The organism is Aminipila luticellarii (assembly GCF_004103735.1).
GTDB classification, from domain to species: domain Bacteria; phylum Bacillota; class Clostridia; order Peptostreptococcales; family Anaerovoracaceae; genus Aminipila; species Aminipila luticellarii.
On record NZ_CP035281.1, the window covers coordinates 420,312 to 436,832 of the forward strand.

Genomic DNA, 16,521 nt, shown 5'->3' on the forward strand with positions numbered 1-16,521 from the left:
GATTTTCTGTAATATGTAAAAGAAAGGAAACTCAATATGGAAAAGGAACAAAAAAAAGAAATCATTCAAGAAGAGCCCAAAGAAAAGAAAAGGGGCATAAACACCTTTGTCCTGCTCTTCTCCGTTCTGGTCGCCATGACTATTTTGACCTACATCCTTCCTGCCGGCCAATATGACCGACAAGAGGTAGACGGAAGGAATGTAGTCGTACAGGGAACCTATCATCAGGTAGACAGAACACCAGTAGATATTTTCCACCTATTTACAGCTATTCATGAAGGGCTTGTAGAAGCGGCTCCTATCGTTTTTTATGTAATTATCATCGGTGGCATGATCAACGTCATGAATTCCACGGGGGCACTCAACGGACTGCTTTCCACCACAGCGGAAAAACTATCCCATAGAAGGCTGGCCTTCATCGCAATCTTAATGCTTTTATTTTCACTGGGCGGAAGCTTCATCGGTATGGCGGAGGAAAGCTTGATGTACCTTCCTATTATCATTCCTTTTGCACTGGCTTTGGGATTTGATACCTTTACCGGCTGTGCTATTGTTCTTCTGGGCATGTCCATCGGATTTACAACCGCTGTCATGAATCCGTTTACGATCGGTATTGCTCAGGGCATTGCAGAATTGCCGATTTTCTCAGGGCTTCATTTAAGACTGGGATTATATATTGTCGTATATATAGCAGCGGTAGCCTTTGTGTACAATCACGCAAAAAAGGTTGCAAAAGACCCATCTGCGGGGATTTGGGGCGACAGGAGATATGAAGGTGTGGCAACTATCGAAAATGCAGAGTTCACTATCCGTCATAAATTGATTTTAGTGGCCTTTGTCGGTGCTATCCTATGTCTGGTCGTTGGCGTTATCAAGTACGGTTTCTATATGGCTGAATATTCCGGTGTATTTATTATCGTATCCATTATCTTTGCCATCCTCGGAAAGATGTCATCCCACGAATACATCGACAGCTTTATGGAGGGAGCGCAGGGAATCTTATCCGGTGCACTGATCTGCGGCTTTGCCAGAGGCATCGTCGTTGTGCTGACCAACGGAAATATTATTGATACCATTTTGAACGGTGCGGCCACTGTGCTAGAGCAGACCTCTACGTCCATATGTGCTGCCGGAATGTTCGTCGTTCAGGCTATCCTTCATCTGCTGGTTCCTTCCGGAAGCGGTCAGGCTATGCTGACCATGCCGATTATGGTGCCGCTGGCAGATTTACTGCACGTGACCCGTCAGACAGCCTGCCTGATCTTTACATTGGCAGATGGAATTGGAAACACCATTCTCCCTACCTCCGGTTACTTCATGGCAGCCCTTGCAGTAGCAGGACTTTCATGGGGACAGTGGGCAAAGAAGATGTGGCCTTTTGTTCTAGGGGAATATCTGGTTGCTATCGTGGTTGTAGTCATTGCAAATTCCATGGGATACGGCCCATTTTAACAGCAGATTAGAATAAAGTAATTCTGTATAAGAGCAGTTTATGAGAGGAAATGACATGAGTATTTATGAGCAGTTAAAAGAAAAAGCATATTTAAACATGGAGAACTATAAAAGTCTGTGTAAAGAATTAAATGATTTTCTTGCAGATAACCCTGAGATTTCGGGTGAAGAATTTCAATCATCCCAGAAAATTGCAGATATTCTGAAAGAGCAGGGCTATAAAGTGGAGAAGCCCTTTGACGGATATGAAACAGCTTTTAAAGCCACATACGGAAATAAAAAACATACCCGAAAAATTGCGATCTTGACAGAATACGATGCTTTGCCCGGTATCGGACATGCCTGCGGACATTGTACCAGTGCGGCGATCAGCCTACTTACCGGATTGAGCGTCAAGGACATGCAGGATGAACTGGATGCAGACATAGATATTATCGGTACGCCCATTGAGGAAACAGACGGAGCAAAATGTACCATGGCACGAGACGGCGTTTTTGATTCGTATGATATGGCGCTGATGGTTCATTTATATGGTGAAAATCTGTTAGCCCCTAAGCTTCAGGCGCTGGATTCCTATCTTTATACCTTTCACGGAAAATCCGCCCATGCTTCGGCAGCTCCTTGGGAAGGAAACAATGCCCTAAATGGGGTGCAGCTCATGTTTCATGCCCTCGATATGCTGAGACAGCATGTGAAACCGGATGTGAGAATACATGGCGTAGTTCGAGAGGGCGGTCTTGCACCCAACATCGTTCCCGAGTCCGCTTCCGCAGAATTTTATTTTAGATCCATGGATCGGGGCGATTTAAATGAATTGGTTAAAAAAGCGGATGACTGCGCAAAGGGAGCGGCGATTGCCACTCAGACCACTTTTGAAAGAGTGGCTACCGCAGAGTCCTATGACAATCTGAAAGGAAATCGAACCGGCAATGCCGTACTGGCAGAGACGTATGCGGAACTGGGGCTTGAAATAGGCGATACAGAAAAAATCTTTGGTTCCTCCGATGCGGGAAATGTAAGTATGGTGTGTCCGACCTTTCACCCTTTAGTTCAAATTGTGGAGCCTACCGTGGCGATTCATACCAGAGAGTTTGCGGAGGCCGTCAAATCTGATCGAGCTTATGAGGGCATGATGAATGGGGCAAGGATTTTAATCCTGCAAATACTGAAAATTTTTACAGATCCAGAAAAGTTAGAAGCCATGAAAAAGGACTTTGACGGGAAATAAGAACAAATAAAAATTGGAGATAAAAAAGTCAATAAAGAACCAGATTGAATGAACGGTTTCTGATCCGATGGACAGGAGAAAGCTCATGAAAATCTGGTTCTTTTTGTATAACCTTCTAAAATCTCATACCGCATAATAGTATTTAAAAGAGTCTAATTTATAGCAAAGAAAGCTTTTGTCTGAGAACAAATTCTATTTTTTTTGTAAAAACAATTTGTTAAACTTGTTATATTTCAAATGTTTTCGTTAAAAAAGGAAGGGAAAAAGAGAAATGAATTGAAAAAGTCTAGTTGATTTTTGGTGCTTCTATGCTATTCTGGTTATGTAAAAATATGGAGTGTACTTTATTATGTATACAGTATCCATAATATATTATGCAAAGCACAAAAATCTATTGTAGGAGGAAAGGTAAATGGGTAACGTTCGGGAAAATAATTGTACCTCAGTGCCAAACAACAAAAATGTTGATGAAAGAACAAAAGAAATTTTAAAAATACTGCCGGGAGGGGACTGCGGCGGATATGGAGGATGTCAATGTGAAAGCTGTCAAGCCTGTGCCATAGCCATCGCACAGGGAGCATCCATTGCTTTGTGTCCGGCCTGCTCTCAGGAAAAGGTTTCTGCCCTTGCTGAATTGATGGGCGCAGAGCCTGTAACCATACAGGAAAAAGTGGCCTTTATTCGCTGTGCAGGGGACGCAGCAGGAAAAAAGAGACTGGAAGGCTGCTCGGATTGTGAAGAGGCTAAAAAGAAGGGCTTCTTAAAGGGAGAGTGCAGCTTTGGCTGCATAGGACTTGGTTCTTGCATAGAACGGTGTAAATTTGATGCCATGTCGCTGGTAGACGGTACTGTAAAGATCGATAAAGAAAAATGTAACGGCTGCCAAGCCTGTTTGGGAATGTGCCCGCAGGAAATCATCGTCATGGTTCCAAGGGAAGCTACCAATTTTATTCCTTGTGCCTCTCAAAATGATGAAGAAACCACCAGAAAAATATGCGGAAGCGGTTGTATCGGCTGCGGGGACTGTGAGGAAGTCTGTCCGGAGAATGCAATCGCTATAATAGATAATTGTGCGGTCATCGATTATGACAAATGTGTCGGATGCATAGCATGTGCGGTAAAGTGCCGTAAGAAAATCATTGTTGACGAGCTTCATGACCTGACCAAGCTGAAAGAAAATATCGCTTTTGTTCGATGCAGAGGCGGAAAGAAGGCAAATGCTAAATTTAAGGCCTTGGGTGTGGAAACCTGTGCGGATGCCTCAAAGATCAGAAACGAAGCTATGGATTTATGTCAGGTTGGATGTATTGGCCTGGGGGACTGCACAAAAGTCTGTCGTTATGATGCGATTACCATAGCCGACGGCACAGCAAAGATTGATCCGGAAAAGTGCGTCGGCTGTCTGGATTGCGTCACCGCCTGTCCGAATGATTTAATTGTTGAAGTCCCGTATGCAGGCGGTAAATTGGTCGCCTGTGCGTCTACATATGACTGTGACGAAAAGCTCAGAGTTTGCGGAGAGGGCTGTATCGGCTGCGGAGACTGCGCTTCCAACTGTCCGAACGGCGCCATTACCATAAAGGATCTACACGCGGTGGTAAACGGCGAGCTGTGTGAGAATTGTTCCGTATGTTCTTATATGTGCTCCCGAACGGCGCTTGTAGAGCTGGTGGTTCCGGAAGCCAATTATCTGCAAAGAAAAGCGATGGGGATATAGATGAAAGGAAGTGATTTGATGCGAATGTTGAAAACAATGGACGGTAACACGGCGGCAGCTCATGTGGCTTATGCATTTTCAGAAGTTGCGGCTATTTATCCGATTACACCTTCTTCGGTAATGGCTGAAAATATAGATGAATGGGCTTCCGAAGGCAGAAAAAATATATTTGGAGAACAGGTAAAGGTCTTGGAAATGCAATCAGAGGGAGGAGCAGCAGGAGCGGTGCACGGTTCTCTGGCAGCAGGAGCTTATACCAGTACTTTTACGGCCTCTCAAGGACTGCTTCTGATGATTCCTAACATGTATAAGCTGGCGGGGGAAGAAACACCGGCCGTGCTGCATGTAGCGGCAAGGGCATTGGCTTCTCATGCTTTGTCTATTTTCGGAGATCATTCGGATGTAATGGGATGTCGTTCCACCGGATTTGCCATGCTGGCTTCCAATAATCCGCAGGAGGTCATGGATCTGGCTTCTGTGGCGCATCTTTCGGCAATCGCTGGAAAGGTTCCCATGCTCCATTTCTTCGACGGATTCAGAACCAGCCATGAACAGCAGAAAATAGAAGTCTGGGATTACGATGAGTTAAAATCCATGGTGGACTGGGAGGCTGTGGCCGAATTCAGACGTAACGCCAATCATCCGATGCATCCGCACAGCCAAGGCTCAGCGGAGCAGCCGGAGACCTTTTTCCAACACAGAGAGGCCAGCAATAAACGGTATGAGGAAACCGCAGAGGTGGTCGTGAAATATATGAATAAGGTCAATGAAAAGCTGGGTACGGATTACAAGCCGTTTAATTACTACGGCGCACCGGATGCAACAGAGATCATCATAGCCATCGGTTCAGTTTGTGATGCGGCAGAAGAAGTTATCGACTACTTGAATGCAAAGGGTAAAAAGACAGGGATGGTGAAGGTTCATCTGTATCGCCCTTTCTCTACAAAGTATCTTCTGGAAGTCATACCGGAGACTGTAAAGAGCATAGCTGTACTGGATCGAACCAAGGAACCCGGTGCTATCGGCGAACCACTGTATCTGGATGTGGTAGCAGCTTTAAGAGAAACTGCCTTTGAAACTGCCACTGTGGTCGGAGGCCGTTATGGGTTGGGATCAAAGGACGTTCAGCCGGGAGACCTTGTTTCTGTATATGAGAATCTTTGGATGGCAGAACCAAAAAAACAGTTTACCATTTCCATTGAAGATGATGTGACGGGGCTGTCTCTGCCCGTTTCGAGCAATCCGGATACCACGGCAGCGGGAACCGTATCCTGCAAGTTCTGGGGCCTGGGTGCAGACGGTACGGTAGGCGCCAATAAAAACAGCATTAAAATTATCGGGGACCATACAAACAAAAAGGTGCAGGCTTATTTCCAGTATGACTCGAAAAAATCAGGCGGCATCACCATCAGCCACCTTCGATTCGGAGATCAGCAGATTAAATCCACCTATTACGTAAAGCAGGCTGATTTTGTTGCCTGTCATCACCCGTCCTATATGAAGAAATATGACATCGTTCAGGATGTCAAACCCGGCGGTTTCTTCCTGCTGAACTGTCCTTGGACAGATGAAGAACTGGAGGAACACCTTCCGGCGGCAGCAAAGAGGTATATCGCTAAAAATAATATACAATTCTATACCTGCGATGCCGTGAGCATTGCCATGAACATCGGTCTTGGTGCAAGGAGGACTAATACCGTTCTTCAAGCAGCGTTTTTTAAGCTGGCCAACATCATTCCGATCGATGAGGCGGTAGGGTATATGAAGGATGCTATCAAAAAAACCTATGGCGCTAAGGGCGATAAAATCGTAAATATGAATCTTCAGGCCGTGGATGCCGGAGCAAAGCATATTCATAAAGTGGAAATCCCTAAGAACTGGGCGGATGCAGAAGATTTGCAGGAAGAAAAGGTCATCGACGGACGCGATAAGCTTCATACGGATTACATAAAGGAGATTTTAATTCCGACCAACGCCATGCGCGGGGATTCCATTCCGGTCTCAAAATTTATGGATTCGGTATCGGGATTTATTCCTTCGGGAACTGCGGCGTTTGAAAAGCGCGGTATTGCGGTGGAAATTCCAAAATGGCTGCCGGAAAACTGTATGCAGTGCAACTGGTGCTCCTATTCCTGTCCGCACGGTGTCATTCGGCCTTTTGTTATGGACGAGAAAGAAGCAGAAGAATCCGGAGCAAAAACGGTAAAGATGAAGGGCTGTGATGACAAGCTGTTCTCTATCGCTGTTTCAGCACTGGATTGTACGGGCTGCGGATCCTGCGCCAGTGTCTGTCCGGCAAGAAATAAAGCCTTGGAAATGATTCCTGCCGAAGAGGGAACGGAAGAATCCCAGAAGGTCTTTGATTATGCGGTGAAGCATGTGACAGATAAGGTCATTCCGTTTAAAGAAGATACGGTAAAAGGATCCCAGTTCAAGAAGCCGCTGCTTGAATTCTCCGGAGCTTGTCCGGGATGTGGGGAGTCTCCCTATGCAAAATTAATCACGCAGCTGTACGGAGACAGAATGTTCATCGCCAATGCCACAGGCTGCTCCTCCATATGGGGATGCAGTGCTCCGAGCACACCGTATACGGTCAACAAGCAGGGAAGAGGTCCGGCTTGGGCCAATTCGCTGTTCGAGGATAATGCTGAATTCGGTTTAGGGTTAGCCATATCTATGAAAACACGCCGTCAGGAGATGAAGTCAGCTGTTACCAGACTGGCAGAAGAACCGAAATTTAAAGAGGCTGCATGGGCATGGATCAAGGGAATGGACGAAGTAGAAGAATCGGAAGAAGCAGGAAACATGCTCTTGGAGCTTTGCCGAACCGAACCGGAGAACGAAGATGCAAAATATGTAGCCGAAAACCGTGATATGCTTCCGAAACCATCCATCTGGATGTTCGGCGGTGACGGATGGGCGTATGACATCGGATACGGCGGGCTGGATCACGTGATCGCATCCGGAGAAAACGTAAATATTTTGGTATTTGATACGGAGGTCTATTCCAATACAGGCGGTCAGGCGTCCAAAGCAACGCCGGTAGGTGCTGTGGCACAGTTCTCCGCCAATGGTAAAGCCGTTCGGAAAAAGAATCTGGCACAGATCGCCATGTCCTATGAATACGTTTACGTAGCACAGATTGCCATGGGCGCCAATCCGGATCAGGCACTTAAAGCCATCCGAGAAGCAGAGAGCTATGACGGACCTTCCTTGATTATCGCATACGCTCCTTGTATCAGCCACGGAATCAAAGCGGGAATGAATAAGTCCATGTTTGAAATGAAAAGGGCTGTACGAGCCGGATATTGGAATCTGCTCCGGTACAATCCTGAACTTGCGGCAGCAGGAAAGAATCCTCTTTCTGTTGACAGCCCGGTTCCTACCGAAAGCTACAATGAATTTATCATGGGAGAGGTTCGATATAACTCGCTGACCTTAAAATTCCCGGATCGGGCAAAGAGGTTGTTTGCTGAAGCAGAAGACATAGCGATGAACCGGTATAATGCACTGATCAGGCAGAAAAAGAGCTTGGAACCGCAAGAAGGAGGGGAACAGTAGTATGTATAAGATCGTAGGAAAGCGACGTTTGAACTCAACGATTACATGGCTTGAAATCGAAGCACCTTTAGTGGCAAGAAAGGCAAGACCGGGACAGTTCATCATATTGCGCACGGATGAATACGGCGAGAGAATTCCGCTTACGATGGCCGGACATAATGCAGAAAAAGGCACGATTGATATCATTTATCAGGCAGTAGGCAAGACCACCCTGCTTCTGGATCAATTTGAAGTGGGAGATGCTCTGGCAGACGTGGTGGGGCCTTTGGGAAAACCCACCGAAATGGAAGGATTAAAACGGGTTGCTGTGGTAGGCGGCGGTACGGGAAATGCGCTGGCCTATCCTATAGCAAAGGGCATGCACGATGCGGGTATTGAAGTCGACATGATTGCCGGCTTTCAGACAAAGGATGTGGTGATTTTAGAAGAGGAATTCAGAGCGGGAACCACCAACCTTTATATTACAACAGATGACGGGTCATACGGCGAAAAAGGCTTCACGACGGATAAGCTGAAAGCATTGATTGAAGCAGGCAATCCGTATGATGAAGTCGTTGCCGTAGGGCCGCCTGTCATGATGAAGTTTGTCTGTCAGCTTACAAAAAAATATGGAATTAAAACGGTAGTCTCCCTTACAGCCTATATGGTGGATGGAACCGGCATGTGCGGCGGCTGCCGTGTGGTCATAGGGGGCGAAAATAAATTTGCCTGCGTGGACGGCCCGGAGTTTGACGGTCAGCTTGTGGACTGGGATGAGCTTATTCAGCGTAATTCCTTCTATAAAGAGCAGGAAAAGGAAGACATCACACATGTATGCCGTTTGACAGGAGGTGTTCGTTACTATGCTTAATCTGGCGAAAGAAAAAAATCCTATGCCTGAACAGGATCCTATGGTTCGTAATAAAAATTTTAAAGAAGTCTCTACCGGTTATACGGAAGACATGGCGGTCAATGAAGCGATGCGATGTCTGCAATGCCGAAAGAAACCATGTACCACAGGCTGTCCGGTTCGAGTGCGTATTCCTGAATTTATCGCAAAGATTGCAGAAGGTGAATTTGAGGAAGCGTATCAGATCATCAGTACGACCAGTTCCCTTCCGGCTATCTGCGGACGTGTCTGCCCGCAGGAGAATCAGTGCGAAGGCAGGTGCTCTCAAGGAACAAAGGGCGAGCCTGTAGCCATTGGACGGCTGGAGCGCTTCGCTGCGGATTGGCACCGGGAGCATGGCACAGATGAATCAGTGGAAAGAGCAGAAGGCAATGGGCATAAGGTGGCGGTGGTAGGCTCCGGTCCGGCGGGTCTTGCCTGCGCAGGTGATTTAATCGCAAAAGGCTATGATGTCACTGTATTTGAAAGCTTGCACAAGGAAGGCGGTGTGCTGGCCTATGGCATTCCGGAATTTCGTCTGCCGAAAGCCATCGTGTCCGCAGAGGTTTCCGCTCTACAGGAGAAAGGGGTGGAATTCGTAAACAATGCGGTCATTGGGATGTCCATGACGGTAGACGAATTGTTTGAGGACGGATATGAAGCCGTATTTGTGGGGACCGGAGCTGGTCTGCCCCAGTTCATGAATATTCCCGGAGAAAATCTGCTGGGGGTTTATTCGGCTAATGAATATTTGACCCGTATCAATCTGATGAAGGCATACAAGCCGGAATACGATACGCCGATTCAAATCGCAAAGCGGGTGGCCGTAATCGGCGGCGGTAACGTTGCTATGGATGCGGCTCGCTGTGCGAAAAGAATGGGTGCAGAAGAAGTGTATATCGTATATCGCCGTTCCATGGATGAAATTCCTGCCCGCAAGGAAGAAATCCATCATGCTATAGAGGAAGGAATCATCTTCCGGTTACTGACTAATCCGGTGGCCATTAAAGGAACGGAGGAAGCTTATGTCTGCGGATTGGAGTGTGTGGAAATGGAACTGGGAGAACCGGATGCTTCAGGAAGAAGAAGGCCGGTAGAAAAGAAAGGCTCCAATTTTATTCTGGATGTGGATGCCGTCATCATGGCAATCGGAACAAGGCTGAATAAATTGATCCTGGAGACGACCGAAGACTTAGAGCCAAATAAGAAAGGCGGAATCGGTGCGGATGAAAAGACCGGAGCCACAAGCCACAAAGGCATTTTTGCCGGCGGCGACGCAGTGACCGGAGCGGCAACAGTCATTCTTGCCATGGGAGCAGGAAAAAATGCCGCAGACAGTATTGACCAATATCTGGAGGCAAACTAAGCCATACCTTCTTTAGAAATTTAAAACCCCCATCATTTAGTAATAAAATGATAGGGGTTTTTGTCCCTTTGAAAAGAATGCGAAAGAATTAGATGTTTTTTAGCTAAAAAAAGGGTATAATTAAATTGTCAATACATTCTGATAATATTTGGTATTAGGAGGTTCAAAGAATGAAGATTCAATTTTGCGGGGCAGCATCGGGGGTCACGGGCTCCTGTCATTTAATTACAACAGAAAAGCACAAGATTCTTTTGGACTGTGGGCAATTTCAGGGAGGAAAGGCTATGGAAGCCATGAACTATGAACCCTTCCCTTTTAATCCGGCAGAAATAGATTATGTGATATTAAGTCATGCACATATTGACCACTGCGGCAGGATTCCCCTGCTCATCAAAAGAGGCTTTAAAGGTGATATTTATTGTACGGATGCTACCGCCGATCTGGTGGAGGTCATGCTCAAGGACAGCGGATACATACATGAAAAGGAAGCCGAATGGAAAAACCGTAAGGCGGAAAGAGCGGGAAAAGCTCTGGTGGAACCCCTGTATACTTACAATGATGCGCTGGATTCCATCAAATATTTAAAACCGGTCTTATATGATCAGCTGGTTGAATTAAATGAGGAAATGAAGGTTGTATTTAATGATGCAGGGCATATTTTGGGTTCTGCCATCATAGAGCTTTGGGTAGAAGAAGAAGGAAAGGTGTCTAAGCTCGTTTTCTCCGGCGATCTGGGCGTAAAGAACCGTCCAATCTTACGGGATCCTACTATTATTAAAAAGGCCGATTATGTCATTATGGAAAGTACATACGGCAACCGTCTTCATCCGGAAAATTCTCTGAGCGTGGATGAGATCATCAAGATTGTGCTAAAGACCATTAAACGGGGAGGAACTGTTGTTATACCATCGTTTGCAGTGGGCAGGACTCAAGAATTGATTTATATGTTCAACCGTTTTTATCAGGATAATTCAGAATACAAAAAGCAGCTGGAAAATCTGATGATTTATGTGGACAGCCCTATGGCTACCACAGCCACAGAGGTTTTCAGAAAAAATGCTCAAGTGTTTGATGAAGAAACGAAAGAATACATCTTAAGAGGAGACAATCCGCTGGACTTCAAAAACCTACGATTCACCAGAAGTACGGAAGATTCCATCCAACTGAACCTGGACAAGCATCCGAAGGTCATCATTTCTGCCAGCGGGATGTGTGAAGCCGGAAGAATCCGACATCACTTAAAGCACAATCTTTGGAATCCGAAATCCAGCATTATATTCGTAGGATATCAGGCGGAAGGAACGTTAGGAAGACTGCTGGTAGACGGAATAAAGGATGTGACTCTATTTGGTGAAGAGGTTCATGTAAATGCAGAGATCTACAATCTGGAAGGCTTCTCCGGTCACGCAGACAGAGATGGTCTGCTTTCTTGGCTGGCAGGCTTTAGGGAAGAACCAAGCGAAATATTTCTGGTACATGGAGAATCCGAAGCGAAACATGATTTTGCAGAGACCATAAAAAAAGAACTGGGCTATGAGGCTGTTGTGGTAGAGGGAATGTCTGAATTTGCTCTTGAAAACCATAAGATCATAAATATGGAGGAGGCTTTAAGAGAGGCCGTAAATCAGGAAGAGCTCTTTAAAATTAAGAAGCGTATTTCCAATATTCATGATGATTTGGAGAGCATTTTATACCACACTCAGCTGGCAATGGATGAAGAACTTCCGCCGGAGAGAGTGGCCGAAATCAATAACATGGTATTGGAACTGGAGAAGATGTCTTTGAATTTAGGTTCTGCAGTGACAAAGGAAGATCAGACAGAGCAGTCAGCATTTGAAGATGCGGGAAAATAGTATATCTTGAATTAATAGCATTAAAAAGTTATTGGAAAGCCTGTTTAGGCGCTTCGCAAGGAGCAGTCTAAATGGGCTTTTTTAATTATGCATATCGTATAAGATTTTATGGGGAATGAAATAAAGTCATTTTTTATGAATTGGGAATGTAGACTAAAAAAATGGAGAGTTTTTGTAAATTTTTATATCATTTTAAAATAATTGCACATTTCATGTAGCTGAGACAACATCTTATGCAAACAGTATTGACAATTTTTTCCGGAAAGGTAAGATGTAGTAGAAAAAAATTTTTTCAAAATCTAGTAAGAGAGGGAGAAAGAGAAGTATGAATGGAATAGGTATAAGTAACATAGGAAGCAATGCCGGAAGCAAAAATCAGCAGAAAAAAACCACCACGGTAGACGGAAATCTGGCTGTGGGATTTAGGGATTTGCTGGAAACAAAAAAGAGTCAAGAGGTCGGAGCAACGGACAGAACCAAAGACACGCTGAACATTTCGGGGTATGCCAACGTACCCCAGAGATTGGCGGAGCTGCAGAAGCTGCACGAGGAAACCGATTATAGTGGGATGACGGATATGGAGATCTATAAACTGATCAATGACAGGTATGAGCAGGCATTTCCTCACAGGGGGGCTAAAATGGAGTTAAATACGCCAAAGTATCAAGACATAGGGATACAAAATATGGCTAATTTGCGAGAGGCCATTAAAAATCCAAACTTCGTACAGTTAAGAGGAGAAGCGTCTTATAATCGTGCTAAAGAATACTTTGGCTATCAAGGCTTATCCAACTCTGAAATCATTCAGAAGGTAAAGGAGGAAATCCCAGATGATGGAAGTTTGGAAAATAAAATAGAAATAAGAGACCGTTTAGCTGGTATGGGTCTTATTAGCGATATAACGGTTATGGCATTTCATAGCAGCATAGCCCATTTACAAAGGCAAGTATTCCGAGAAACTTTTGGACAAGAAGCAGCGAAGGATATCAATGCCTTTGAGAACTGGCTCAGGAGTGGGAGCATGGAAGATGTGCAGATGAGCTGGGGAGAAATGAAGGAATTTATGTTCGGCACTATGAAGGTTGCTGAAATCTATGGTGTAGAGGTTCAGAAAGAGCTGAATGATTTATTTAAGGAACTGAGTGAAGGTTAATATAGAACAATTAAAAGTATCCCAATAAAGTTTAACTTATTGGGGTCACAGGATAAATCCAAGGAGTATTTTATTTAATTAACATATTTTTTGATTCCAGTGCCTTTTTTATGAGCTGAAAGGTTTTTTCATCCCGGCAGCCCACTTTATGAAGGTGAATCCCCTCAGTGAGACAGCTCAAGGGCAGATCGGAGTTATTCTGAATTTTGTTGAGAAATAAATCCACATCGTATCGGGAAGACAGGTTCAGTTTTCCGGACAGCTGCCCATACAGAGAATGCTCGATCGTCACGTCCAGTACTTCGGCCCCAAAATCTACAATGGTGTACAGTTCCTCGCGAAGCTGATCGGATGTGTGCCTGCAAGCAAGGATTCCTTCAAAATCATGGCCGCTCTTTGCACTGCCATCCTCGGAGAGAATATATCCCCTAGGCGTTGCGGAAATGTTTACACCACCGGCGCGAAGCAAAGCGATATCGCTGACGATGATCTGTCTGCTGACTTCAAGTAAAGAAGCTAAATGGGAAGCACTGGTGGGCATAGAGCTGGATTTTAAATAGGATATAATTCGTTCTCTTCGTTTAGCTGCATTCATCTGGTTACCTCCCTTTCCGCCTTCATGCGGATAAATCTCATATGAAGTATCATACCATCCATTTATATTTCGGTCAATATACAACTGTAAAGACAGAATAACGGGGTAAAGAGGAATAAGCAAAAAGAAAAAGCTGTCCCAAATCAGAAGGTCTGACAGCGAACAACTTTTCCTTTAAGTTGAGTTATATATATTATATGATTAAGGCTAATTAATATGTGCAAGCATTTTGTAATATTCGTAGCCTGACAGTAAAATTTCTTCGTCAAAGTCAAAGTTATTGCTGTGAAGAGGAATTTTAGTTCCGGTTCCCAATAGGGCGAAAACCGCAGGAGCTTTTGTTCCGTAGTAGGAAAAATCTTCCGAAATCATGACGGCTTCGGGAAGCTCTTTATAATAGCTGAGTTTTTCCAAATAAGGCTTGATGGATTGGTAAAGCTCCATATCGTTTATGACCGGAAGGTAACCGTCCGAACAATCCACCCTGATCTGACAACCGTATTGCGTTTCATATTCATTAGCAATTTCATGCAGGCGAGCTTCCATAAAATCAAAGGTCTTCAATTTAAATGCCCGCATCGTACCCAAAAGGGAAGCCTTTCCGGCAATGACATTCCGCGCGGAGCCGCTGTTCAATCGGCATATTTTTAACAGCGTCCGTTCATCCGCAGGCGTTTCAGTCTGCTGCATGGTGTATACATCCGATATATACTGTGTGGCAACATAAAGTGCGTCAATCCCTTTTTGGGATGTGGCAGCATGAGTGCTTTTTCCTTTTATTTCGATGTTTACTTCGGAGGATTTTGGCATAAGAGGACCGCCCTTTGTTGAGACTTGTCCTTTTGGAATGTTTGGCCACAAATGCAGTCCGAAGGTTCTGATCACGTGATATTTTTCAAAAATACCAGATTCCGCAATGGGTCTTGCCCCTCCGGTGGTTTCCTCTGCCGGTTGAAATATAAGCAATATGTTATAGGGCAAAGGGTCCGTATGATTTACATATTCTGCAAAACCAAGCAGCATGGACATGTGGGCATCGTGACCGCAGCCGTGCATTTTGCCGGGATGCTCCGAAACAAAACCGTGCGTATTGGTTTCGGGAATAGTCAGCCCATCCATATCACTTCTATAGGCAATCGTGGATTCTTTTCCTTTATTAAAAAAGGCACAAATCCCTGTGTTTACTACTGTCGTAAATTCACAGCTCATGCCGCCCATTATGTTCATAATATATTCTCTGGTTTCAAATAATTGATCGCCGATTTCCGGAATTTTGTGAAGTGAACGGTGGTGCTGAATCAAAGTATTGAGCATGTTATGATCGTCAAATTCAACAGCCATTATCTTGTATCTCCTAAAATTATTGATGGCCGGATAAGTGCCATACACAAATTATCAATTATGATACAACTTTTATGTTCTTATGTCAAATAAAATCAATAATATTTGTATTTTGTAATATTATTGCAACATAAAAACTTCACAAAGCTATGTTATAATGAACGCAGTGATTTGAGGCGGCGTTGCCGCAGGGAAGCGTTCATTGAATCACACGGCGACGAGGCTTGTGTGGTATAATGAACCGAATGATTTGAAGCGGCGTTGCCGCAGGGAAGCGTTCATTGAATCACACGGCGACGAGGCTTGTGTGGTATAATGAACCGAATGATTTGAAGCGGCGTTGCCGCAGGGAAGCGTTCATTGAATCGCACGGCGACGAGGCTTGTGTGGTATAATGAACCGAATGATTTGAAGCGGCGTTGCCGTATCATTGATATAAATTAGACGAATGGGGAGTTTTTAATATGCTGGGCTATGTGGTTCCTGATAAGGGAGAGCTGAAAATGCGAGAATATGAAGTATACAGCTCTTACTATTGCGGGATGTGCAAAAGTATCGGCAGGCGGTACGGTCAGCTGCCCCGTTTTACCCTGAGCTATGATTTTGTTTTTCTTGCTGTATTATTGACAGCGCTTGAGAAAGAAGCGGATCATATCGAAAAAGAACATTGTATCATTCATCATATAAAAAGGAAACCTATAGTGGAAGAGAGCGAGGCAGTTGCCTATGCGGGGGATGTCATGCTGATCATGGCTTATTATAAGCTGATGGATGATTATCATGACGATCACAGCTATAAGGCAAAGCTTGCCGCTGTGGGCTTGCTGCCTACGATTCGCAAAATACAGTCGGATAAAGGAGAATTGTGCAGGCTGACGGAAGAAAATCTGAACTTTCTGTCCAAGCTTGAAAAGGACAAGTGTTCTGAGCTGGATCGAGTGGAAGAGCCTTTTGCACAAATTATGCTGGAAATCTTCAAGTCCGGCGTAGAAAAAATGTCGACAGGACCGGCGGAGGAAAAAAATATAAAGCTGTTCAGCCATATTGGATACCATTTGGGAAAATGGATCTATCTGATGGATGCTTATGAGGATATTGAAGAGAATATTACAAAAAATACCTACAATCCGCTCCTATATCGATTTGAATATGACGGGGAAAAAGAATCCATACCGGAATTTAAAATGCGAATAAAATCCGCGGTAGAATTTAACCTGATGCATTATCTGGCAGAGATAAGCAACGCCGCAGAGCTTTTAGATATAAAGAAAAATAAAGGGATCATTGAAAATGTCGTATATTTCGGATTGCGGGGACGCACGGAACAGATCCTTTCAGGTAAAAAAACGGAAGAATAAGCAATATCAAGTGATTTATGAAAATTCGA

The 16,521-nt window shown here is 44.7% G+C and carries 11 protein-coding genes; 9 read left to right on the forward strand and 2 right to left on the reverse strand.

Translation table 11 applies throughout. The annotated features are described in order from the left end of the window. Positions 1-36 precede the first annotated feature (36 nt). The 8 genes from EQM06_RS01960 (at position 37) to EQM06_RS01995 (ending at position 13,198) form a co-directional block, all read left to right on the forward strand. Complete coding sequence (locus EQM06_RS01960) at positions 37-1,452, forward strand: YfcC family protein (protein WP_128744746.1); 1,416 nt, start codon at positions 37-39, stop codon at positions 1,450-1,452. Between the two features lie 55 nt (positions 1,453-1,507). Continuing rightward, positions 1,508-2,680, forward strand: a complete 1,173-nt coding sequence (locus tag EQM06_RS01965) for a M20 family metallopeptidase (RefSeq protein ID WP_164914309.1) — start codon at positions 1,508-1,510, stop codon at positions 2,678-2,680. A gap of 412 nt (positions 2,681-3,092) precedes the next feature. Then, complete coding sequence (locus EQM06_RS01970; RefSeq protein WP_128744748.1) at positions 3,093-4,397, forward strand: 4Fe-4S binding protein; 1,305 nt, start codon at positions 3,093-3,095, stop codon at positions 4,395-4,397. Next, positions 4,398-7,958: a pyruvate:ferredoxin (flavodoxin) oxidoreductase gene (nifJ, locus tag EQM06_RS01975; protein ID WP_230974994.1), complete on the forward strand. Its 3,561-nt coding sequence runs from the start codon at positions 4,398-4,400 to the stop codon at positions 7,956-7,958. Between the two features lies 1 nt (position 7,959). Beyond that, entirely contained in the window at positions 7,960-8,808 is an 849-nt protein-coding gene (locus EQM06_RS01980) for a sulfide/dihydroorotate dehydrogenase-like FAD/NAD-binding protein (protein ID WP_128744749.1), read from the forward strand. Beyond that, the gene (gene gltA / locus EQM06_RS01985) at positions 8,801-10,192 is read left to right on the forward strand and encodes an NADPH-dependent glutamate synthase (RefSeq protein WP_128744750.1); all 1,392 of its coding nucleotides are present in this window, start codon (positions 8,801-8,803) and stop codon (positions 10,190-10,192) included. Before EQM06_RS01980 ends, gltA begins: the two co-directional genes overlap by 8 nt. A 170-nt stretch (positions 10,193-10,362) precedes the next feature. Beyond that, complete coding sequence (locus EQM06_RS01990; RefSeq protein ID WP_128744751.1) at positions 10,363-12,045, forward strand: MBL fold metallo-hydrolase RNA specificity domain-containing protein; 1,683 nt, start codon at positions 10,363-10,365, stop codon at positions 12,043-12,045. A gap of 325 nt (positions 12,046-12,370) precedes the next feature. Then, on the forward strand, positions 12,371-13,198 hold the full coding sequence (locus EQM06_RS01995) for a hypothetical protein (protein ID WP_128744752.1): 828 nt from the start codon (positions 12,371-12,373) through the stop codon (positions 13,196-13,198). A 70-nt stretch (positions 13,199-13,268) separates the two neighbouring features. Here EQM06_RS01995 and EQM06_RS02000 read toward each other — a convergent pair whose 3' ends face one another. Together EQM06_RS02000 and EQM06_RS02005 are read right to left on the reverse strand one after the other, a co-directional pair. Continuing rightward, the gene (locus tag EQM06_RS02000) at positions 13,269-13,793 is read right to left on the reverse strand and encodes a transcription repressor NadR (protein ID WP_128744753.1); all 525 of its coding nucleotides are present in this window, start codon (positions 13,791-13,793) and stop codon (positions 13,269-13,271) included. 207 nt (positions 13,794-14,000) lie between these two features. After that, on the reverse strand, positions 14,001-15,134 hold the full coding sequence (locus EQM06_RS02005; protein WP_128744754.1) for a M20 metallopeptidase family protein: 1,134 nt from the start codon (positions 15,132-15,134) through the stop codon (positions 14,001-14,003). Positions 15,135-15,598: 464 nt separating this feature from the next. On the opposite strand from EQM06_RS02005, the gene EQM06_RS02010 reads away from it, so the two are divergent. Then, positions 15,599-16,492 (forward strand): DUF5685 family protein, encoded by an 894-nt coding sequence (locus EQM06_RS02010; protein WP_164914310.1) that lies wholly within the window; start codon positions 15,599-15,601, stop codon positions 16,490-16,492. The last annotated feature ends 29 nt before the right edge of the window (positions 16,493-16,521 follow it).

Excerpts from the sequence above, each read along its gene's own strand:
- EQM06_RS01960 (WP_128744746.1), top strand. The coding sequence starts at position 37 with ATGGAAAAGGAACAAAAAAAAGAAATCATTCAAGAAGAGCCCAAAGAA.
- EQM06_RS01965 (WP_164914309.1), top strand. The coding sequence starts at position 1,508 with ATGAGTATTTATGAGCAGTTAAAAGAAAAAGCATATTTAAACATGGAG.
- EQM06_RS01970 (WP_128744748.1), top strand. The coding sequence starts at position 3,093 with ATGGGTAACGTTCGGGAAAATAATTGTACCTCAGTGCCAAACAACAAA.
- nifJ (WP_230974994.1), top strand. The coding sequence starts at position 4,398 with ATGAAAGGAAGTGATTTGATGCGAATGTTGAAAACAATGGACGGTAAC.
- EQM06_RS01980 (WP_128744749.1), top strand. The coding sequence starts at position 7,960 with ATGTATAAGATCGTAGGAAAGCGACGTTTGAACTCAACGATTACATGG.
- gltA (WP_128744750.1), top strand. The coding sequence starts at position 8,801 with ATGCTTAATCTGGCGAAAGAAAAAAATCCTATGCCTGAACAGGATCCT.
- EQM06_RS01990 (WP_128744751.1), top strand. The coding sequence starts at position 10,363 with ATGAAGATTCAATTTTGCGGGGCAGCATCGGGGGTCACGGGCTCCTGT.
- EQM06_RS01995 (WP_128744752.1), top strand. The coding sequence starts at position 12,371 with ATGAATGGAATAGGTATAAGTAACATAGGAAGCAATGCCGGAAGCAAA.
- EQM06_RS02000 (WP_128744753.1), bottom strand. The coding sequence starts at position 13,793 with ATGAATGCAGCTAAACGAAGAGAACGAATTATATCCTATTTAAAATCC.
- EQM06_RS02005 (WP_128744754.1), bottom strand. The coding sequence starts at position 15,134 with ATGGCTGTTGAATTTGACGATCATAACATGCTCAATACTTTGATTCAG.
- EQM06_RS02010 (WP_164914310.1), top strand. The coding sequence starts at position 15,599 with ATGCTGGGCTATGTGGTTCCTGATAAGGGAGAGCTGAAAATGCGAGAA.